Here is a 20,228-nt window from a genome sequence, read left to right on the forward strand (position 1 = left end):
GCGCGAGCTCGGCCGCCCGGCGCGGATCCTGAAGGTCATGGGCCTGCGCAGCGACGAGGGCCCCGACCGCAGGAAGCGCCCGCCATTCCAGAGGGTGCTGACCAACTCGGCGCGGATTGTGGACGAGTGGCTGCCGGTCAAGGACTGGCCAACCGCCGCGGCGAAGAGATCATCCGTAACCTCGGCGACCGCATCGAAGAGGCCCGCGCCAACGGCTGGCTCGGCGAGGTCCAAGGACTCCAGACCAGTCTCGAAGCCGCCCGCAACAAGCTCGCTTCGCTCGACCGACTCACCCGAACCCGCAATCGCACGCCCGTTGTCCTGGGCATGCCGATCATCCCAGGAAATAATCTGTGACCCAGCAGACGCACATAACCGAACCCCTTCCGCCAAACTATCTCCCTGCCTGAATCAACGACCTACACTGGTCGGATGCAGCATCGGCTCCCAGTTGGGAGATTGGGTTGGCGTGCGACACATGCCCAGATAGAGGAGAGCAGGCGGGACGCTACGGCACCCATACCTTCCGCTCTGGGAGTAGGTAGATCTCCGCACACTCGGGGGGAGCGGCGCAGTGGAGCATGCATTCGACCTGCTAGATGGCAAGGATTTCAATTTAGTCACCCTCGCACTGGCTGGGATTGGCGCCGCCCTCAGTACAATTGCCACCCACTACAGCAGGCGCGCACTATTCCCGCCTAAACGGCAATTGACATGCCTCATCGACGCGTGCATGGACATCACCCCTTCAGCATGGATGATCAGTTTTCGCCTACAGAACACCGGGCGCCATGCCGTGGCGAGCGAGCACTTCGATCGCGACAGGCCCTTGGAAGTCGACCTTGGGGTTCCCATTAAAGAACTATTTCCCGGGAAGGGCGCAGCCAGCAGTTTCCGCTACGAAGGTTCCAAGATTTACTTTGGTCCAGAATTTATAGACAGAAAGAAATCAGTCCGCTGCGGTGCGTCCATTAAAGGTGAACCCACAGTGACAATACAGAGCTTCCTAGTGGACGCTACAGTAAAAGCGAAATGGGTGACACCGGAAGCCAAGAAGATGAATCGGTCTTGCCTTCTGGGCTGCTTGGTACCTATTATATTTTATACATTATTCGCGATTGCTGCACTCAATGGTGTCATAAATAGGTGACTCACTTCATTTTCATGCCTCTTGATCGAGCGCCATAACTGATATCAATTTCGTTCTCACCTCTTGAGCAACGGTCAGTGCGCTCTACAGCTTAAGGCGCCTCGTCGGCGCAGAAGTTCGGTAAAGCTGTTCCTGCTCGATGTGCGTGTTCGCCTCCAAACGCGACGTACTGCTCACTCTCGGCCGGCGGCCGCGGCTGGCCGCCCTGTACGCCGAGATCGAGCAGGTGCGCGACGACAGCTTCTGCGCCGGCTGGCGAATCACCGATCTGATCCGCCACGCCGAAAACTGCGGGGCGCCCGACCCCGGCATCGTCTGCCCGGACGACGGCCCGGAGTTCACCGCCCTCGAGAACCAGGCGCGGGCAGCGCTACAGGAAGAGCCCCGCAAGGAACCCAAACTGGCCCGCGGCAGCGGCCGCGCCATGTGCGACGGCTGCGGCTGACCACCACACCCGCCTTCACCCCCTTGTCGGAGGGATACTCAATGACGATGACAACGACCCAGCGCATCCTCGACCTCGCTGCGGCGGCACCGGCCAGCCACGGCGAGGACCTGGCGCTGCTCCTGAGCAAGGCGAACGAGCTGTACCAGCAGGGTCTGCAGGATCTGCATCGGAGTGTGGCAGCGCGCCTTGGCGGGCGGGCCACTGCGGAGCTGATGTTCGCCGCGGACACGGCCGGTATGCCCTGCGATGCATCGCAGGACCGCGACGAGGTAATCCTGTTGCTGGCCTTGGCCGAGTGGGAGATGACGCCGACCGCCCTGGCGTACGCGGAGATGGCGGAGGACGCCGCGCGCCGTGGCGTCTGCTTGATCCCTGAGGATTGAGCCGTGAGCGCGGCCGTCCGGGAAGAACCTTGAACCGCGGGCTAGACTTCCAACCGCAACTCCTGCCATTATTTGCGTTTTGAGCCGGGCAGGCCGGCCCACTTCTGACAGGACGGATGGTTCTGCCATGACTTCGCGCCGTGAGCCTCGCCTGGCCGACGCTGCCGAGATCGCGGCTGAACAGGGCCTGACGCCCGCGCGCATCAGCGGCCTCTACACCGAGCGCGCGGAAAACGCGGCCGGCGTGCCCTTCCCCGAGATCGCGGACATGCGCGGCCGCGCCCGCCTGTGGGACCACGCGCAGGTCACCGAGTGGTTCGCCCACCGCACGCCGGCAAGGCTCCAGGAACACACACCGCCCTCCCGCGACCCGGAGGAGTTGCTGAACGCGGCGGATGCCTCGCGGTTCCTCGGCTACAAGAACTCCAACCAGGTCACCACCTTCGTCCGCGACCACCCGGGTTACTTCCCCGACCCGGACGTCGTCGAAGAGTTGGGCACGGCCGAGAACCCCTACCGCCGGCAGCTGTGGCGCGTGCAGACTCTGCTGGACTGGATGGCCACCCGGCCCGGCCGCGGAAGACGAGCGGGAGCCAAAGCGGTACGGCCCCTGCCCGATGTCCCCGTCGACGGCGATCCCGACGAACTTCTGGGAGCGACGCAGGCGGCCGCCTTGCTGGGGTACAAGAGCGTCGGCTCCTTCTCCAGCAGCCTGTCCCAGGGCAACCTGCCGCTGCTGAAAACGCCGGACGCGCTCGCCGAGAATGCTGGGCGCCAGAACGGGCGCCGACGGTGGACGCGCCGACACATCCTCGAGCAGGCCGCCCAGCGGTCCAGGAAGTAGAACCCGGCGGTGAGCGCACATCCGCCCACCGTCCCATGAACGCGGCAGCCGGTTACGGGCGTTGGTCCCTTGCGGGCCGACTGTCGCACGATGGCCGGCATGGCGTGGCTCGCCACCGCGCCCCGCAGCAGCAGATGCTGCTGCGGACCGGCCATCGCCGAACTTCTAGGTGCCGCCCTCGCAGCCTCGTGGTCGGGGGCATGGATGCCGACCACGGTGCAGACCACGAGGTTGTTTCGAGTTCGTGAACATGGTCGGGGCTTCGTGGTCGGGGATCTGGTCGGGGACCACGGGTTTCCTCATCAGCAACCGAAGGTTCTGACGGAGACCGCCACGGCCCGCGGAAGGAAGACCCCCATGAGCAGCGCTTGGACGTGCGACGGCTGCGGCGTCCCCAACATCGACCGCGCGTCGTGCGAAGCGTGCGGTACGAGCAGCCCGACCGCCACCGGTGCCGATCTCGCGAGAACTGCTCTGAAGGACGCGGCTGCGGCCCGCGCGGCCCAGGTCGAGGAAGCCGCTCGCGGCAATCACCGGTTGGCTGACCACCTCGGCAGCGTGACCGATGCCCACCTCGACGACGCCCTCGCGATGCGACGCCTCGGCATCGCGTGACCGGCACGTCGAGGGACCCGTGTTCTTGTGCGTGGAGCCGCCCAGTGCTCAGCGCCCAGGCCGCAGGCGTGCGTCGAAAGGATTTCGCATGACCAGCACTCCGGCCACGAGCTTGGCTCCCAGCCCCGCTGAACCCCTGAGTCACCAGGTGCTGGCCGCGCTCGGCCAGCACCGCATCGCCACCACCAGCCAGCTGCGCCGGATGCTGCGGCCGGACGGCACACGGCAGCTGCTGTCCCGCGTCCTGAACAAGCTGCGCTCCGACGGCTTCGTCGACTGCACGGTGCTACCGGACGCCAACCGCTCACGTACCCACGCCTGGTACCTCACGCAGGAAGGCTCGCGCCTGACCCGGGATCTGCCTGTCCTGCGGGGGCGGCCGCCCTACCCCATCACCTCGGATACGGCAGCGTCGCTGAAGACCCCGCACACGCTCGCCGTCGTGCGCGCCCATCTGGCCTTTGCCGCGGACGCCCGCCGGCTCGGGCACGAGCACGGCCCCTGGGACTGGACCCCTGAGGTATCTCACTCCATCGGCGAAGGCGACCGGATTGTGGCCGACGCTGTCATGTACTACACCGCCGTCGAAAGCGAACACCGGCGAAAGCTGCGCGCGTTCGTGGAAGTCGATCGCACCACCATGAGCAGCGAGCGGCTGGCCGTGAAGTTGATCGAGTACGCCCGTCTGTTCCAGTACGAAGCCCAGCCCGTCGGCCGCCGCAGGCCGGCCGCCACAGGCCCTGCCTGGCTCCGCTGGTATCCGGTCTTTCCCCGCGTGCTCTTCGTGCTCACCGGCGCCTCCCGGGCCAGACTGGACAATCGGATCAGCGATCTGCAGGCGATGGTTGCCCAGCACCCACTCGTAACGGCCCTTGCCCGCGAAGTCCGGCTCGGAGCCGCCGTGCTGGAAGACATCGAGCAACACGGTCCCGCCCAGGCCGTGTGGGTGCCTCTGGCCGGCGGCAAGCCTCGCCCGTGGACCGAGTTGTGAGTCCCCTGCGCGAGCGATCGGGGGTGACCAGCCTGCCGCCCCAGGACTGGTGTCCTGAAGCGGCAGGCGTTCACGACGCCCCGGGCCATCGCCTGGGGCGTCCCGCGTCCGTCCCGGCTTAACTCCCGTACAGCCAGCTGTCGTATGCGGAGTTGTCGACCAGGTGGTAGAGCCCGAGGGCGCCGGGGAAGAGCACCAGGGCGAGGACACCGGCCCGTACGAGAACGGGGGCCTTGATCATGACGCAACCTGTCTGGCCGGTGATCGTACGCACGTCACGCCACCGCCTGATGTCACCCCCGTAGGCCGTCCAAAAGAGGCCCCCGAACACGATCCCGGTCCCGGTCCCGCGAGCACCGCGGAGAATCCTGCCACCACGGCAAGGAACGTTTCGCGGTCATGGTGAACATTCCCATGGCTTTATCGAGCAGTAGTGACGTCACTTGTCGATGGGTTTGGGAGGCGCCCAAAACCACGGTCGGGTGATGTCGATGAGTTTGGGAGGCATGGCAGCTCTTGCCGGGGCAGCATCGGATGCTCTTTGTGAAAGGTGCTGGTCATGCCGCAGATGTCGAAGGTCGAGCTGTACGCGGCGATCCGGCGTGACCATCGCGGCGGCATGGTTGCCTGATCCGGCACTAGACGGCCGAGCGGCTGCGCGCGCTCGCGGAATGACCGGCCCCGCCGGGTGGGTCAGCGGGCGATGAACGGCTCGGTCAGGTGCGGGGTCGCAAGGTAGAGGGTGCTGGCGGCCCGGCTGTGGAGCACCTGTTCCCTTGAGGCCCTTGCCCGCTCAGGGTCCATCTCGTGAGCGTAGGCGAGTTCGGGGTGGAGCAGCTGGATCGCGTGCACGAGCAGGTCACCGGTGACGGCGACCAGTTCGCGCCCGGACGCGACGAGCACGCTCTGGTGCCCGGGCGTGTGCCCGGGCGTGGCGAACACGCGCTCGCCGCTGCGCAGCGGGGTGTCGCCGTCGAGCAGCCGTAGCTGATCGGTCTTGCGGAGCGGGTCGATCACAGTGGACCGCAGCTGCGGGTTGACCTCCTCGATCACGTCGAGTTCGGCCTGCTGCAACAGGTATTCGGCGTTCGGGAAGAACGGCCGCGTCTGCTCGCCGCCGACGACGGCCCAGCCCACGTGGTCGGTGTGGAGGTGCGTGAGCACCACGGTGTCTACTTCGGATGGTTCGATACCCGCGGCGGCCAGCGAAGCCGGGAGCGCCCCGGGCACGGGCGCCCACGAGGCCGCCGGGCTGTCGGCCGGGCCGATCCCCGCGTCGACCAGCGTCACGCCCTGGTCGCTGCGGATCGCGAACGCGCGGAACTGGAGCCGCCAGCGCCCGTCGGCGTCGAGCGCGCCGGGATCGAGCTGGTCGGCCGCCGCCCACTGCTCGGTGGTGGCGCCGGGGAACGCCTCCGACCTGGGGGAGAAGAAGGGGCCCGCGCCGTCGGCGAGCGCGATGACGGTGTACGGGCCGACCTGAATGGAAGGGGGCATCCCACAGATAGTGCCACCGGCGGGCGGCCCACGACCAGGCGGGTTGCCCCGGAGTTCACTCCAGGTCGTGGGCGCATCGCAGAACTGACAGACCTTGACCTCGTGCATGGCTCGGGCGTCGGCCGCTTCCGTCTCAATTGACACGCGCGTACTTCTTCAGGACCACAAGCCTGCCTCCCGCGCAGATTGTGCCGTCATTCTCATCGACAATCAGGCGACGAGAGGCCACCAACCGCCTCCCAACCCCATCCACATCTGCTGTTCCTAGAGATGCACAACGCCATTCCCACGAAGAGCAGGACGACGACGGCGATTCCCTGCACCGCCCCTCGCACCACCACGTCCTTGAAGAGCAGCCGCGGCAGACGTACCCCATCCTCATCCGGGGCTACCGACGAAATGCGCTGCTCCGGGTGACGAAAGTCTGCAGTGATCGTTTCCCGTGATCCTTTCCCAGTCCGCTGTTCAGGCTGGGGCGACGCCAGGACTACGGCCACACGACCTCGCCGTCTCGAACCACCAAGGGCTCGAACCGGTCCGACTCGCAGAACCTGGTCCAGCCCAGCTGGACCGTAGCGGTGGAGGGACGGTGCCGGTCATCGACTTTGGTAGCCAGCCAGCTGAGCAGTTCACCAGTGCGGTCGAATTCGTCGGGGTGGATCTCCTGCCGAACGGCCAGAGCCCACGACCCGTAACCGGCGTCCTCCGGACGCAGCAGCACTGAGACGAGTGCTCGTCCACTCTCCAGGCCTGGCCGTGTCGGCCTAGCAGAGGCACAGGATCGTCCTCTGTGACGAGTTCGCCGCGGTCGTCCTCCACCACGACCGGAAACTCGGCACGATGTGGAGAATCTCCGGCTTGGGGCCCAGCCCGAGATGCCACCGAAGCTCTGCGACCTCCTCGTTGGACAGATCTTCCCCGAGGTTCAGGACGATCGAGAGCTCATAGATGTCAGCCATAACTCCGAATCGTCCACGACTGGTGAGGAACTCGCGGTCCACGCCCGCACCAGCGATCGACCGGTCAGCCCCTTCAAGGCACGGGCGAGCGCAGAGACAAGCCTGATGCGACAAGGAAGTCGGTACCCCAAGTTGGCGACCATATATGTCAAGAGGGCCGCCGGGACTGGCCCGACGGCCCTCCCATGGTCGGTCACGTCAGCTTGAAGAAGAGGGTGTCTTGGGTGTACCAGTCGACGTTCTTCGTGGCGTACTCCCACTCATTGTGCTCGAAGTCGAGCTTGTCGATGAGCTCCTGGACGTCGTACCGAAAGTCCGGGTCCATCCGATCCAGGACGGCGCGGTAGGCGTCGGCGGCGGGCTTTGTCTTGGCCAGCGGCAGGTGGCCAATAGCCGGGTAGCCGTCTATCGAGTACGGGACGTAGGGGAAGTCGTCGGGCAGCCCGCCGTAGAAGTAGCCGTGGGGCAGGAGGTCGGCCGGCACGCCGAGGCGGCGCATCTCATCGTCCACCAGGCCAAAGAACGTCGAGGGCTTGGAGTAGGTGCCCAGCTGGGAGGGGTCGGAAGCGTTGTGATCGATGATGTGCTGCAAAGCGGAGTTGTACGCGTTGCCCGCACACTCCGCGTCCGAATCGGTGCGCCCGGCGATGAGGTGATCGAGAGCGTCAGGGATGGACAGGCCCCAGTCGACGCCCTGGCGGTCGAGATCATCCTGAAGGGCCCGGGCGTCCTTGCGCATGCCGTCGAGGCGGCGCCGCTGGTCCCCCGAGAGGTTGCCGTTACTGCCCAGGTAGGCCAGGACGTCGGCCTTGTCGGCGGTGGAGTACGCAATGTTGTGACTCATGATCGCAATAGTGCCAAGAGGCACTGACATCTGGTCGTCGGTGGGTCAGAGTTGAGCAGGGTCACTCCCCGGCGTAGCGCCACGCGCTGGGCACCACGACCGGGGATGCGGTGGTCGATCCGGTGCTCGTTCTTGGTGCAGCCCGCCCGCCCACCCGGCGCGGCACCGGTTCGCCTGCCGGTGCCGCGCCCTGCCCTCGCCTGAAGCGGGGCAGGTGACGCAGCAGTCGTCGAAGGTCAGCCCCAGGGCACGCGGTTCATAGCCGTCACGGCCGTCGGCAGCATGGAGGACGTAGGTGTGCGCGGCGGCCAGGCGTGCAAGTACCGGGCAGCGGACGGGTCTCGGAGGATCCGGACATGCTGTTGGGCGCGGACGTCGAGCCGGTCGGGCAGATCCTCGGCGAGCAGCGGGGCCAGCAGCGCCAGGGGCAGGGCGATTCCGACGGGAACACCGTGGACGATCGCGTACAGGGCCGCGGCGCAGCCGACGAGAGCCAGCAGGGCCGCGGCGTAGCGCAGCGACCCGGGGATCGAGGCCGCCAGGCCGATGCGCCGGGCGGGCCGCCGGGTGAGCCAGCGCACCGCCAGACTGTCCGCATGCGTCGCGGCGGGCGGGAGAACACCGATGCGATAGGGCAGTTCGGGCAGGCTGCCATCGGCGGGAACTGTCCAGGCGAGCCATCCCCATCCGGTGCGTTCGTGGACCAGGCAGGGCTCGCCAGCCGTGGTGGAGGCTCCGGCGTCGTCGTACGGGAGATTCCCGGTGTGCAGAGCGCGGTCTCGCTCCGCCTCCCACCGAATGGGGTCGTGGGCGAAGGGCCGCAAGGGGGCCGTGGCGGCAGGCGGTGGAGTGTGCAGGGTGTCCGTCATGATCTGCTTCCTTCGCTCTCGCGGGTCAGCGCTGCATGGCAGGTGGTGCAGCTGCCGTCACCGTCGGGGTGGGCGCGCCGCGGTGTGGGGCCAGGGCACGTCTGGCACAGCGGCCAGCGCAGGCAGGCCGGGCAGAGGTCTTCGCCGGGGGCGGTTCCGGGAACGCCGCAGCCGGCGCATTCGACGAGGGCCCGATAGGTCAGGGCCTCGGTCGCGGTGCGGGCGGCGGACGCTGTCGATGAGCGTTCGGTTGTCGCCGGCGTGAACGGCTCGTCCCACGGGGGCGCGTCGTGGTGGTCCGCTGCGATGGCGGGCGGCGGGTAGGCCTGGGCGGCGCGGAGCCGGGCGGCGATGATCGCACCGGCCGAGGTACGCACCGGGGTCGGCAGGGGGCGGTCGGTGATGACGTGGCGCAGCTGCGCGGGGCTCCAGCCGGCGTCCATCATCACGGTCGCCACGCGGCCCTGATCGGTCAGCGCTTTCCCGGTCAGCAGCAGTTCAGGACGGCTCGCCCCGATCTCCAGCAGCAGCCGGATTCCCGGATGCATCTCGTCTGCCGGAGGCGGCGGTGCCAGGGACGCTGTCGCGTCCGAGGGGCCCGTCCTTCCGTTGGTGCGCGCGGCGTCGCCGCGGTCGCACGGACGGAGGGGGTGGGTCTTCTGCTTGTTGGTTTTCTTACTGATGGTGTTCTTAGTGCCGGGATCGGCCAACCCTGGCTCAGCCAATCCTGGATTACCCGACTCTGGTTGTGAGCTGGGGTTTTGCAGGGCAGGCAGGTCGGTGATGAAGTACAGCGCCTGCCCGAGGGTGCCGTCGGCGTTGCGGTCGCGTTCGCGCAGCAGGAATCCGTGCTTCTGCAGTTCCTCCAGGCCGGTGGTCACCGCGTCTACGCGTTCGCGGCCGTGTCGGGCCAGGTTGGCGACGGTTACCTGCCAGCCGTCCCGGTGGGTGCTGATGTAGCCGAAGAGCCCTTTCGCCTTGAAGGAGATCCGGCTGTCGCGGAACAACCCGTTGGCGATCTGCGTGAACTGATCTCCCGCCATCACCCCCCGGCGGATCCCCGCGCCGAAACCTGCGTCGCTGCCCGGCTCCTGGAAGGCGGGTGCCGATGCCGGGGCGATCAGCGGGACCTCCGAGGCGGCGGGGCAGTCGGTGATGCTGTAAGCGATCTCTCCGAGGGTGCCGTTCGGGCGGCGCAGGCGATCGCGGACCAGATAGCCGCACTTCTCCAGCTCGTTCAGCCCCGCCCGCACTGCATCCCGTCCGTCGGGGCCCAGGGCGACGAGCGCGGCGATGGTCACCAGCCAGCCGTTTCGGTGCGTGCTGATGTAACCGAAGAGCCCCTTCGCCCTGTACGAGATCCGGCTGTCACGGAACAACCCGTTGGCGATCTGCGTGAACTGATCAGCCGCCATCACCCCACGGCGGACCCCGGCCCCGAAGCCGCTCATCGCCCTGCCCCTGGCGCAGGCCGTGCGTAGTGGCCACGGAAGTGCACCGTGCCCACCGGGGTGGGGCGGCCGGTGGGCACGGGTGCGGAGGCGTACGCGAGTTCCATGCCCTCAGCTCACCCGCCGACCCCGACCAGGCTGACGGCCACCAGCCCCGACCATCGGTCACGATCCGGCAACACAGCCCTCTAGCTGCCGTGGTCGGGGTCACGGTCGGGCCACGCGTCCCCAGCACCGGCGCACATGTGGTTGCGCAGGCCGAATGCGCAGCCCCGGCCGGGCGGTGCGCAATCGATCTGCGCAACCGATCTAGGTTCGTGCGCAGTCAGGTTGCGGAGAGCGGATGCGCACTCCCGCCCACGGCGCCCGATGTCCTGATGCTCAAAGCCGGGTGCCGCAATGCGCAGGCGCCTGCCGCAGCCGGGCAACGTCCGTCTGCGCAACGGCGTACGGGGCCAGCCGCGGTATGGCATGTGAGCGTCACCGCGCTCGCCGGCCGGGGACTGGTGGCCGACAGGTTGAGCTCCCACCGACCGACGGCCAACCCGTGGTCGGGCCCGTGGTCGGGCCGACCATGACCCCGACCATGAGCTTCGTATCCCCATCGTGACCGTGGTCGGGGTCTCGTGGTCGGTGGTCAGGTCGGGGTCGCCGGGTTTTCTCAAGGTCAGCAATCACACACTCTGACCTGGGAGTTTGACCATGTCTCCTGGCAAGCAGGCCTCAGGCAACGAGACCGCTGCTCCGATGGTCGCGGGCGCCCGGCTGGAGGCGATGCGGCGCCGCGTACGCCTTTCACGCCTGGCGGTCTGGACCGTCATCGCAGCCGGACCCGTCGCCCTGGCCGCCGCCATCACCTCCACCCCGACCACGGTCGAGACGGCCGCCGCCGCCAAGCCCACCGCCGTGCGCACCACGGCGCACGCCGCCGACCCGGGCGGCTATGCGCAGCTGTTCGTCAGCGCGTGGCTGCGCAGCAGCGCGGACGACGCCACCAGTGCGCAGGCGCGGCTTGCGCAGTCGATGGCGCCGGACGTCGAACTGCCCGACCCAGCCACGGATGCGCAGTCGAAGCCTCAGTCCGTGACCACGGTGCGCAGTGCGCAGCGCGAGGGCGGCACCTGGTCGGTGACGGTGGCCGCGCAGTACGCCGACGGATCGGTGCGGTACTACGCCGTACCGGTGGCCGCGGACCGCGCAGGCGCCTCGTTCACGGTGACCGGTGCGCCCGGCGTGGTCGCCGGCCCGGCCAGGGCCGCGGCGCCGACGCCGCCGTATGGCGTGAGCGTCCCGGAGGGTGATCTGTCCTCCGCCGTCGGGGAGTTCCTTGCCGCGTACCTGACTGGTGCCGGGGAGGTCAGTCGCTACCTCGCGCCCGGCGTCAAGGTGTCGGCCGTCTCCCCCGCCCCGTACACGACGGTCGCGGTGCAGCAGGTACTCGCTGTCGAGGAGGCGGCGGCCGCCGAGCAGGTGCCGGCCGACGGCACCGAGGTCCGCATCCTCGTTCAGGTGGAAGCCCGGGACGAGGGCGGGCGGTGGCCGCTGGCGTACGAGGTCGCGTTGAAGGCCCGCTCCGGCCGGTGGGAAGTCGCGGCGCTGGAGTCCGGAACCGCCCAGGCGGGGGGTGCCCGGTGAACACGGTGCACAGCCTGATGCTCGCCGGGCAGCTCGACGACCTCGGCGACTCGTGGATCAACATGTTCAAGGACTGGGCGACCAAGGGTCTGCAGGCCGGTCTGGTCTGCCTGGTCGTCATCATCATGATCCAGAAGTTCAGCCTCAAGGCCGGGATCGGCGCCTTGCTGCTGATGATCATCGCGCTGGGGTTGTACAACTCCCGCGAAGACCTGGCGAACATGTTCAAGGACGAGGTCAAGAACCCGGCCAAGGGCGCGCCCGCCGTCCCCGGCATCGTCCGTGGTCCCGATCCCGTCATGCGGGAGCACTCCGCAGGTGCGGAAGGCCGGCTGTGAGCGCGGCCGCCGCCGGACGGGTAGGACGTTTCTACACCTCGGCCCGCCGCCATCCCTGGGTGCTGGGGAAGGTGGCGGACTGGAAGATCCCGCTCGGGCCGTACACCCCTGCGCAGATCGCGGTCGCCGTCGGCGGCGGCTTCCTTCTGGTCAAGACCATCAGCTGGTGGTCGTGGATGGGGCCCGTACCGATCGCGGCCTGGCTGCTGGCGATCTGGGCGGTGCGCCGCCCGAAGATCCGGGGCCGCGCACCGATGCAGGCGGCGCTGGGCTGGGTGCTGTTGGGCTGGCAGCCCCGAGGAGGCCGGATCGGCGGGCGAGCCGCCCGCGACCGTGCTCCCCGCCCGCTGCTCGGCGGCTTCACGATCGAGGACGCACTCACCCCCACCACGGCGGCCACACCGGCCCATGCGGCTCGGCGGCCTGCCGACCGGACACCGCGCCAAAGTCCCGCCCCAGTTCCCTCCTCCGCCCGCCATCGCACCCAGACGGCTGCTCCCGCGGCGCCGGTACAGCCGGTGTCGGGCATGCAGCAGCTGCTCGCACTCGCCGAGCGGGGCGGTGGTGTCCGGTGAGGATCCCGATCCGGCACATCGCCGGACACCTTCTCTGGTCGACGCACGGCAGCGTGTGGGCCCTCTACCGACTGCACCCCGGCCCGGACGCCCGCGGCCGCCGCGAGGAAACCGTCCAGGGCACGTACGTGCCCGCCGCGGTCCGCGACGAACAGCTCGCCAGGATCACCCACCTGATCCGCTCCCTGTCCGGCGCGCCACGACTGATCGGGCTGTGTGCGCAGATCGATCCGGGCGAGGTCGCCCTGCGCATGATCGAAGGCATCGAACCGGCCGACACCGCACCGGATGACGGCCCGCACCCGTGGGTGGAAAACGTCGAGGCCACGCTGGATCTGCTGGACGGCCAGGAGATGCACCGCCGCACGCTGTGGCTGGCCGTACCGCTGCAGACCGAGACAGCCGGCCTTCAGGTGTCGGCGTCGCTCGGGGCCATGTGGGCGGAGCTGTCCCCGATGCTGGGCATGCGCCCGGCGCCGGTGACGCGCCATGAGGTGAGCGCCTACCGCGAGCAGGCCGCCCGGGTGGAGGCCGCGCTCGCCGGCGGCGCCGCCTTCCGTCCGGCCCGTCCGGCAGAAATCGTGTGGATCGTCCAGCACGCCCTCCACCGAGGCCTGCCTGAACCCCTGCTGGCCGAAGCCGAAGCAAGCGATCTGTACGGCGGACAGGTCCGTGATGGCGTACTGCGCTCCCCCAGCTACGCCGACCTCGGACAAGTGCGCCTGCAGGAAGGCGGCATCAACCCCGCACTCGACAACGTGGAGAACCTCAACAGCGCAGGCCAGATCACGCGGTCGGGGCGCAAGGCCTGGTGGCGGCTGAACAGCGCCTCCCCCCTCAGGCGGCGTTGGCTGCAGGTCGAAGCCGACGCCGGCACCGGCTACCAGGCACAGTTGGCGCTGGCCGAATGCCCACCCGCCGTCAGCCAGGACTCGGCCGACCTCTTCGCCCAGCTGGAAACCCTGGACTTCCCCGTCGACTACACCGTCGACCTCGCCCTGGTGCCCGCAGAGAAGGCTCGCGACCAGGTGCGGCGCAAGAAGAACGAACTGATCGACCAGGCCGACCAGTACGAGGCCCGGCCCACCGGGATGCCGGCCTCGCTGACCGATGCCGCCCGCGACCTGGGCGAGCTGGACGCCCGCCTCTCACGCACCTCGGTCGAAGTCGAGGTCCAGTCCGTCACTGTGCTGACGGTGTGGGGGCCGACCGCAGCCGTCTGCGACGCGCGGGCCCGGGCGTTGGCCGCGCTGCTCGGCGGGGCCGACTACCGGGCGGTGCGCCCGGCCGGCCTGCAGGAGGCCCTGTTCACCCTGGGGCTGCCCGGCACGGTGCGGCCCGGAGTGGTGCGGGAGTTCACCCAGCATCAGGTCTCCGAGGACTGGGCGCTGGGCGGGGCCTTCACCGCCTCGGAGGTCGGTGACCCGAACGGGATGTTCCTCGGTATCGACCTGGACTGCGGCACGACGCGCCCCGTGACGATCAACGTTGCGGACGCCCCCAAGGTGGATGCGTCCGCGTCAATGGGGATCGTCGGGGACCTGGGGGCAGGCAAGAGCGTCCTGGAGAAGCTGATCGCGGAGGCGGTGTGGGCGCGCGGCGGCTGCGCGATCTGCATCGACCGCACCCCCGTGCGCGAATGGGCGACCTTTGCCCGTACGGCCGCGAAGGGCCGCGTCCAGATCATCGACGCCGCCAAGGCCGAGGTGTCGATCGACCCGCTGCGCATGTTCAACGGACCCGAGGGCCGCCACTACGCCCTGTCCTACCTCACCCTCCAGCTCGGCATCGGCCCGATGAGCACCAGCGGCGAGGTCCTGCACCACGCCGTCGAGCAGGCCGCCGCCAGCGATGCCCCTTCCATGCACCGCGTGCTTCAGGTCCTCGAGGAGATGGCCACGAGCGAGGCCGGCAAGCGGCAGGACGCGGCCGCCACCCTCGCCGGACTCGTCCGTGTTGTGGCCACCAACTCCCTGGCCCGGATGGTGTTCGACCCGACGCTGCCGCCGGTGCGGCTGGACGCCTCCAGCACATCCGACATGATCGTGATCACCACGACCGGGCTGAAGCTGCCCGAGAATCGGTTGACGGCCTCCGCAGTTACGTACCTCGGCTCCGCCGACGGACAGTGCGGATGGTGGCTCCACTACACCAGGCGCGAGGAGGGCTTCGGTGAAGATGGCGACCTGGCCCACGTCCTCACCCTCATCGCCCCTTGCGCCTGCGGCACCTACATCACCGTGGAACTGGTCGACGAAGACGCGCTGATCGTGATGCTCGACGAACTCGACACCCCGCCCGTCGCCTGCAACTACCGGTTGCGAGTCCGGGAGGCCAGCTGGGCCGACGCCCGGCACGACAGCACCGAGGCGCCCTTCTAGGGCCCGCGCATACTCCCCGGGCGCAGACCGCACGATGCAGCGACCCGTGGCTGGTCACCCGCCGGTTGGCCCGAGGGGCGTTTCGCGGGGCCGTTCGCCCGATCGGGCGTGCCAGTGATCATTGGTGCCCGAGGTCCGTCCTTCGCAGGTGGGCGAGCACGTCGGCGAGCGGGAGATCGTTCTGGTCCTTGTCTTTCTCCCAGAGCTGCATTACCGCGGCCGCCGCTTCGGCCATCTGTGGAGGCAGGCCTGCCGCACGCAATGCTTCCGCGACCTCGCCCATCTCTGGCGCCCATCGCCAGGCTCGCGCCGCGACACTCGGCAGGTAGCCCGGGTCGGAAAGGATCTCGGACGTCATGACCTTCGCTTCCGCGGTCAGAAGGTGAGCCACTCCGTATTGCTCGGCGAGTGCGTGTGAGACGCCGGCGAGGGTGCGGGCGACCTTCTGGAAGCTGGCGAAAGCCATCTTCAGTGCCGATGCCGCGCCAAGTTCTGCGCCAGCCCGCCTGACATCGATTTCCGTGTTCTCAAACAACTCACCGATCAAGCCAACGACATGGGGGTCTCCAGAGAGGTAGAGACGGGCACGCCGGCCCTGGCCAGGCGGCGGACCGATGATCGCACCGTCCAGGATTGCGCAGCCGGGTGCCATTCTTTCCGCGGTCCGAAGCATTCGCTGCGGGCTGATCGCGTTGGCATCCACATACGTGCCCTCGAACTCGTGCGTCGCCACCGCGGCCGCGACGCTCTCGGCGGCCTGCGGTGGGCAGACGGAGAGCACGATCTCGCTCGCCGCCAAGGCCTCACCGAGCGACGAGCACGGGATGAGTCCTGCCTTCTCGGCTCGCGAGCGCGTGAGATCGCTGCGGCCTTCGGCAACCCACAGAACCCGATGGCCGGACAGCACCGCCTGAGCGGCAAGTGGTGCGCCCATGGAGCCGGGGTGGAGCAGGGTCACCGTGGTCACTACATGCCTCCGGATGGCAGCTCGAGGGCGTGCCGTTCGTGATGGGTGGCGAGAGCCTCGCGCAGTCCGATCGCCGTCGGCGCCTTGGCCCCGGGGTGGAGGGCGAGGTTCCGCGTGAAGTGCCCGAGCCGCTTCCTGACACTTTCCGTGCCGCGCCGCGCATTGACCTCAAGCACGGCGTGCACCTGGTGTGCGGCGCCGTCCAGGTCTCCACGGCCCATGCGAGCCATGGCCAAGTCCATGCGGGCCAGTGACATCTCGCCGAGCCGACGTTGTTCTGGAGCAGCTGACTCGAAAATGGTGACCGCTTCGTCTGCGGCTGCTTCAGCATCGCCAAGGTGCTCGCTTCCACCGAGCCACAGATGGGTGCTGCTGGCGTAGAAGAGCTGCTTCTCGAAAGGGAAGGACAGCATCCCGCCGGGCAGATCGTCGCCGGCGGTGACTCGCTCGCGCATGGCCTCGGCTTCGAGAAGGGCGGCGAGTGCGTCGGTCGGCTGGTTGAGCTGGCCGTGAGCACGTGCCTTGATGCTCATCAGCCGGATGTGAGCCGTTCCCTGCTCGGGCATGAATCCACTGCCGGCTTCTGCAAGCCGTACCGCGTCGCCGGGGCGGCCGTCCCAGTAGGCAATCAGAGCCTGCAACCCACGAACCCAAGCTCGCAGGCCATTGTGTCCGGCGAGCTCACCACACATGAACGCCGTACGAGCCTGCGTCTCGGCGGCGACGTATTTCCCGAGGTCGAAGCTCGCGTTCGCCAGCACACCGCAGAGCACGCCGGCGGCCACGTACAGATCTCGGGTGAGATGTGGGGCCTGGCGGCCTTCCAGAAGTTCGAAGGAGCGGTTGCGGAGGTCCCTGACCTCGTGAAACAGCGGCCCCACGGGACGGTTCGGATAGGTGATCACTATCCGCCGAATGTCCGCCTCCAACTGCTCCATGGTGTGTGGGCCGCAGTTGCTGCCCTCCACCCTGGCCGCAAAGCTGGCCGACTCGTTGGCCGCTGCCATCACCACATCCTCGGGCACGTACTCGCTCTGCACTCCTGCCCCGCATTCTGCGGGATCGCCAACGGCGAGAGCGGGCCGGGCAGCCGCCTGCGCTGCCGGTGCGAAAAGCGCACTGATCGGAGTCGGGCGGAAGAGGTACTCAAGGATGCGCCTGGCCTCTGTCCTGGGGAGCCCCTTCATCTCGCCGTGGGCCCACCGAAGGAACTGTCGCCGCTCAATTGTGGCGGTGGCCAGACCGGTCGGGCCCTCAAGACTGGCGAGCTCTCGCGCGGCGTTCTCGTACCGCTGCCGGAACACCTCGTAGCTCTGCCAGTGGCGCTCGTTGATCAGTAACTGGAAGAGGGTCCGATCTGTCGGCTCCATGACCACCTCTTGGGCTCGTGATTGCGCTGCCACCCACGCTAGACAGCAACTGCGGCGCCCAACAGTGGCGTTGGCGCTCGGGAAGCGCCATGCGAGAAGAAGACACAACTAAGGCAGAAGACGGCACAACAAGACACAGCTATGGCACTCGTTAAGTCCTGGTGCCCGAGCCAGACTGCCACTCCACCGTCACAGATACCGATCTGCCAATCACTTTCCGTTCAACTACGTACGGATGGCTGACGAGGGGAAACTCGATGGTCTCGGCCATGACCGCCACCATGGCACCCTGCCGCGCCGACAACGCTCGTCGTCGGAGGGCTGCGTCTGGCCAGCAGGTCGTTTCCTTCGCATGCACTCGGCCATCCTCCGGGGAGGAAACCAGACCGGAGGATGCTCGCCGCGTGGCCCAGATCCGCCGATTAGCCTGCGCCTCACTGCGTTTCCGGGGTTTTGACATGGTCACCGTGTCGGCGGCGCTCTTGATCAGCGAGCTCGTCACCAACGCACACCAGCAGGACCTGGGCCCCGCCGGCCTTCCCAATCCACTCGCAGGGCATACCAGGGGAGGCGGAGCGCAATGACGGCTGGATCCGCCGAGAGCCTCGCCGAGCGACCGGCATTCACCCCCGAGAGCGTGCGCGACGACCTGGCCCTGCGCATCGAGCGCGGGGCTAGAGCGGAAGGCGAACCCATGCCGGAGTACGAAGGACAGTGGGTCGGACGCCTTCGCCGGATTGGCGCCGCCAAGCTGCGCCACTGGGGACTCCCGTGCCTCGTCGAGAGCGCTGAACTTTTGATCAGCGAACTCGTCACGAACGCGCTGAGGCATGGGACGGGCGGCGAAGTCGCTTTTCGATTCCTCCTCGCCATGGACGTGCTCGTGATCGAGGTAGACGACGGTTCCCCTGGCCGGCCCCGCGTCCACGAAGCCGACCCGGATGAAGAGAGCGGCCGCGGCATGCTCATCGTCGCCTCTGTCGCCGCGAGCTGGGGCGTGAGTCCCGACGGAACCACGACCTGGTGCACCCTCACGATCCCCACAACCACGCGGAGCAGCCGATGACCGTCTCTGTGACCGAGGCTCCAGTGATCGCTGTTGCGAGCGTCAGACGGTACTCGGGCGACGTCGGAACCCGGACCCGAGTGCTGGCCAGACTCAGGGAAGTGGCCCTTCAAGACTCGGCCGAAATCCCCGCGCTGGACGCCGTATTCGACGACCTCGAATCCGTGCTTGGCGAACGTGCCGAACTGACGGGGGACGAAGTCAAGTTGCTCACTCCCTGTTTACACAAGGTCTTCCGGAGGATTCTCGGGATGGCGGAGGCGTCCAATGTCGGAGTAGCCCCTGACACGATCGGGCGCGCTCGCGAACTTCTGGTGGAGCGGTTTCCCGGGGACTTCTTACCTGCCCGCGCGCACCTTCGGCGACTGGCCATGGCTGTTGAGGACGTGTTTGACCAGTTGCTGGAGGACATGCCGTGACCGCTCGCGTTGCTCGTTTTAGCCAGCATGAGCTTCCGCCACTGACGATCGCTGTACTGCCCGCGCGCGAGGCGTACGACTACGAAACCTTCAGGCATCGGCTGGCAGACGTCTCGGTCCTTGACCAGAGCGTTGCGATTCGCGTCTTCCGGATTCCTCTCCTGGCCGTCCCGGCCGGCGGCCGACGCCGAGGCGGCTACTTCTCCACCGCCAGCCTGTCCGTCGGCCTGGCCGTGCGAGGCCTGCTGCAGGGCCGTCCCGGCTTCACGTCGCCGCGCCTGCGCTGGTCGCCCTACCGGGATGCCTGCCACATCGTCGAGTGGGGCGAGACACCGCCCAGTTGCTGGGACGACGTAGCCCGGGGCCGCTTCTACGGCGACAGCGACATCGCCTTCGCCGACTTCTGCGCCGCGCTGCCGCCGCCGCTGCCCGCGGCCCATGACCCCCTCTTCGGCGTTCCGGAGCCGTTCCCCCGCAGCTTCGTAGAACGCCGAAGAGGGCCCACCTCCCCATCAAACGAGCACGCCCGAGAGGAAGAGCGCACATGTGTCGGCATGTTCCCCCCTGTCCTACAACTGAGGCGCCCGATCGCGAAGCCGCCACGGTGATCGCGCGCCACGACGATCAGGGCTGGTCGCTGCTGTGCAACGGCCTCCCCCTTTTCGAGGACACCGGTGGATTGCTGCCCGACGGCAGCGTGGTGGCGCCCCACCGCCCCATCCCTGCCGCTCAGAAAGCGGCCGCATGAGCCAGCGCCAGTTCTTGTGGAATGGCCTTCGTGTGCCCTTCATCGCGCCCTGGTCGAGCGAGAAGACGCGTCCGGGCACCATCGTGCTGCGGCGTGGTGCCGACGGCGACGGTATCGGCTATGCGGACGAGTGCAGCAGGTCCGATCGAAGGGACGGCGCGCTGCGGGTCCGGATGGCCGCTGTACGCGGAGTCGGCAGGCCGCTCCTCGCCAAGGTCCACGCGCTGCGCCAGCGGCAGGCGATGAATCACATGCTGTGTCAGGTCTGTGGCGTGCTCCACTCTGGGCCGCGGCACCGAGCGGCACCTCTTCCTGATGCGCGACACGGACGGGCGGCCCATCCGTGAGGGCGAGCAGACGGCCATGCCGCCCATCCACGAGACGTGTGCGTCCGAAGCGATGCGGGACTGCCCGCATCTGCGGGAGGGCTGTGTGGCGGCGCTGGTGGAGTACGCCCCCGCATGGGGTGTCGCCGACATCGTTCACGAACCAAAGACGCCCCAGCCGCTGCCACCCGAGGACGGCGCGGAGCTCACGTTCGTGGCGTACCGCGACCCGAGAATCCGATGGACCCTTGCAGCACGCGATGTCGTCGTCCTGCAGGGCTGCGCCGCCGTCGACCTGGACAATCTCGCGGCTCGCGCCGCGGCCTAGATGACCACCCGGCGGGCCGGCTGC

The 20,228-nt window shown here is 68.2% G+C and carries 26 protein-coding genes; 16 read left to right on the forward strand and 10 right to left on the reverse strand.

The window, feature by feature from the left end; genetic code table 11:
- Window positions 1-126 precede the first annotated feature (126 nt).
- The 7 genes from FBY35_RS18320 (at window position 127) to FBY35_RS18350 (ending at window position 4,431) form a co-directional block, all read left to right on the forward strand.
- Window positions 127-357 carry a hypothetical protein gene (locus FBY35_RS18320; RefSeq protein WP_222123085.1) on the forward strand — a complete coding sequence of 77 codons (231 nt, stop codon included), beginning with the start codon at window positions 127-129 and terminating at the stop codon, window positions 355-357.
- Between the two features lie 217 nt (window positions 358-574).
- Window positions 575-1,150 (forward strand): hypothetical protein, encoded by a 576-nt coding sequence (locus tag FBY35_RS18325; RefSeq protein ID WP_142211803.1) that lies wholly within the window; start codon window positions 575-577, stop codon window positions 1,148-1,150.
- A 145-nt stretch (window positions 1,151-1,295) separates the two neighbouring features.
- Window positions 1,296-1,595 (forward strand): hypothetical protein, encoded by a 300-nt coding sequence (locus FBY35_RS18330; protein ID WP_186356836.1) that lies wholly within the window; start codon window positions 1,296-1,298, stop codon window positions 1,593-1,595.
- 41 nt (window positions 1,596-1,636) lie between these two features.
- Window positions 1,637-1,981, forward strand: coding sequence for a hypothetical protein (locus FBY35_RS18335; RefSeq protein WP_142211804.1), 345 nt, complete (start codon window positions 1,637-1,639; stop codon window positions 1,979-1,981).
- A 127-nt stretch (window positions 1,982-2,108) separates the two neighbouring features.
- A complete protein-coding gene (locus FBY35_RS18340; RefSeq protein ID WP_142211805.1) occupies window positions 2,109-2,825 on the forward strand; it encodes a hypothetical protein in 717 nt (238 codons plus the stop codon).
- 357 nt (window positions 2,826-3,182) lie between these two features.
- Window positions 3,183-3,440, forward strand: a complete 258-nt coding sequence (locus FBY35_RS18345) for a hypothetical protein (protein WP_142211806.1) — start codon at window positions 3,183-3,185, stop codon at window positions 3,438-3,440.
- 88 nt (window positions 3,441-3,528) lie between these two features.
- A complete protein-coding gene (locus tag FBY35_RS18350) occupies window positions 3,529-4,431 on the forward strand; it encodes a replication-relaxation family protein (RefSeq protein ID WP_142211807.1) in 903 nt (300 codons plus the stop codon).
- A 118-nt stretch (window positions 4,432-4,549) separates the two neighbouring features.
- Here the strand turns inward: FBY35_RS18350 and FBY35_RS36640 are convergent, their stop codons facing one another.
- From FBY35_RS36640 to FBY35_RS18375, 8 genes are all read right to left on the reverse strand, one after another.
- The gene (locus tag FBY35_RS36640) at window positions 4,550-4,762 is read right to left on the reverse strand and encodes a DUF6336 family protein (RefSeq protein ID WP_222123086.1); all 213 of its coding nucleotides are present in this window, start codon (window positions 4,760-4,762) and stop codon (window positions 4,550-4,552) included.
- 362 nt (window positions 4,763-5,124) lie between these two features.
- Window positions 5,125-5,928 (reverse strand): MBL fold metallo-hydrolase, encoded by an 804-nt coding sequence (locus tag FBY35_RS18355; protein ID WP_142211808.1) that lies wholly within the window; start codon window positions 5,926-5,928, stop codon window positions 5,125-5,127.
- Window positions 5,929-6,128: 200 nt separating this feature from the next.
- The gene (locus tag FBY35_RS38040; protein WP_222123087.1) at window positions 6,129-6,425 is read right to left on the reverse strand and encodes a DUF6336 family protein; all 297 of its coding nucleotides are present in this window, start codon (window positions 6,423-6,425) and stop codon (window positions 6,129-6,131) included.
- The gene (locus FBY35_RS37200; RefSeq protein WP_260848425.1) at window positions 6,416-6,649 is read right to left on the reverse strand and encodes a hypothetical protein; all 234 of its coding nucleotides are present in this window, start codon (window positions 6,647-6,649) and stop codon (window positions 6,416-6,418) included. Before FBY35_RS37200 ends, FBY35_RS38040 begins: the two co-directional genes overlap by 10 nt.
- A 43-nt stretch (window positions 6,650-6,692) precedes the next feature.
- The gene (locus FBY35_RS37205; RefSeq protein ID WP_260848710.1) at window positions 6,693-6,887 is read right to left on the reverse strand and encodes a hypothetical protein; all 195 of its coding nucleotides are present in this window, start codon (window positions 6,885-6,887) and stop codon (window positions 6,693-6,695) included.
- A 193-nt stretch (window positions 6,888-7,080) separates the two neighbouring features.
- Entirely contained in the window at window positions 7,081-7,731 is a 651-nt protein-coding gene (locus FBY35_RS18365) for a hypothetical protein (protein ID WP_142211809.1), read from the reverse strand.
- 236 nt (window positions 7,732-7,967) lie between these two features.
- Entirely contained in the window at window positions 7,968-8,600 is a 633-nt protein-coding gene (locus FBY35_RS18370; protein ID WP_142211810.1) for a hypothetical protein, read from the reverse strand.
- Window positions 8,597-10,051: a hypothetical protein gene (locus FBY35_RS18375; protein ID WP_142211811.1), complete on the reverse strand. Its 1,455-nt coding sequence runs from the start codon at window positions 10,049-10,051 to the stop codon at window positions 8,597-8,599. Before FBY35_RS18375 ends, FBY35_RS18370 begins: the two co-directional genes overlap by 4 nt.
- Window positions 10,052-10,753: 702 nt before the next feature.
- Here FBY35_RS18375 and FBY35_RS18380 point away from each other — a divergent pair.
- Genes FBY35_RS18380 through FBY35_RS18395 form a run of 4 tightly spaced genes read left to right on the forward strand, consistent with a single transcriptional unit; the run spans window position 10,754 to window position 14,980 of the window.
- Window positions 10,754-11,686, forward strand: coding sequence for a conjugal transfer protein (locus FBY35_RS18380; protein WP_142211812.1), 933 nt, complete (start codon window positions 10,754-10,756; stop codon window positions 11,684-11,686).
- On the forward strand, window positions 11,683-12,024 hold the full coding sequence (locus FBY35_RS18385) for a hypothetical protein (protein ID WP_142211813.1): 342 nt from the start codon (window positions 11,683-11,685) through the stop codon (window positions 12,022-12,024). The genes FBY35_RS18380 and FBY35_RS18385 overlap by 4 nt, the downstream gene beginning before the upstream one ends.
- Window positions 12,021-12,599, forward strand: coding sequence for a hypothetical protein (locus FBY35_RS18390; protein ID WP_142211814.1), 579 nt, complete (start codon window positions 12,021-12,023; stop codon window positions 12,597-12,599). Before FBY35_RS18385 ends, FBY35_RS18390 begins: the two co-directional genes overlap by 4 nt.
- On the forward strand, window positions 12,596-14,980 hold the full coding sequence (locus tag FBY35_RS18395; protein ID WP_260848711.1) for an ATP-binding protein: 2,385 nt from the start codon (window positions 12,596-12,598) through the stop codon (window positions 14,978-14,980). Before FBY35_RS18390 ends, FBY35_RS18395 begins: the two co-directional genes overlap by 4 nt.
- A gap of 118 nt (window positions 14,981-15,098) precedes the next feature.
- Here the strand turns inward: FBY35_RS18395 and FBY35_RS18400 are convergent, their stop codons facing one another.
- Window positions 15,099-15,947: an NAD(P)-dependent oxidoreductase gene (locus tag FBY35_RS18400; protein WP_142215138.1), complete on the reverse strand. Its 849-nt coding sequence runs from the start codon at window positions 15,945-15,947 to the stop codon at window positions 15,099-15,101.
- A complete protein-coding gene (locus tag FBY35_RS18405; RefSeq protein ID WP_260848712.1) occupies window positions 15,947-16,972 on the reverse strand; it encodes a hypothetical protein in 1,026 nt (341 codons plus the stop codon). Before FBY35_RS18405 ends, FBY35_RS18400 begins: the two co-directional genes overlap by 1 nt.
- 925 nt (window positions 16,973-17,897) lie before the next feature.
- On the opposite strand from FBY35_RS18405, the gene FBY35_RS18410 reads away from it, so the two are divergent.
- From FBY35_RS18410 to FBY35_RS18430, 5 genes are all read left to right on the forward strand, one after another.
- Window positions 17,898-18,383: an ATP-binding protein gene (locus FBY35_RS18410; protein WP_260848713.1), complete on the forward strand. Its 486-nt coding sequence runs from the start codon at window positions 17,898-17,900 to the stop codon at window positions 18,381-18,383.
- On the forward strand, window positions 18,380-18,802 hold the full coding sequence (locus tag FBY35_RS18415) for a DUF6415 family natural product biosynthesis protein (RefSeq protein ID WP_142215140.1): 423 nt from the start codon (window positions 18,380-18,382) through the stop codon (window positions 18,800-18,802). Before FBY35_RS18410 ends, FBY35_RS18415 begins: the two co-directional genes overlap by 4 nt.
- On the forward strand, window positions 18,799-19,410 hold the full coding sequence (locus FBY35_RS18420; RefSeq protein ID WP_142215141.1) for a DUF6302 family protein: 612 nt from the start codon (window positions 18,799-18,801) through the stop codon (window positions 19,408-19,410). The genes FBY35_RS18415 and FBY35_RS18420 overlap by 4 nt, the downstream gene beginning before the upstream one ends.
- A complete protein-coding gene (locus tag FBY35_RS36650; protein WP_142215142.1) occupies window positions 19,347-19,550 on the forward strand; it encodes a DUF5999 family protein in 204 nt (67 codons plus the stop codon). The genes FBY35_RS18420 and FBY35_RS36650 overlap by 64 nt, the downstream gene beginning before the upstream one ends.
- A gap of 267 nt (window positions 19,551-19,817) precedes the next feature.
- Entirely contained in the window at window positions 19,818-20,204 is a 387-nt protein-coding gene (locus FBY35_RS18430; protein ID WP_142215143.1) for a hypothetical protein, read from the forward strand.
- Window positions 20,205-20,228: the final 24 nt, after the last annotated feature.

The sequence above is a fragment of the Streptomyces sp. SLBN-118 genome (assembly GCF_006715635.1).
GTDB lineage: Bacteria > Actinomycetota > Actinomycetes > Streptomycetales > Streptomycetaceae > Streptomyces.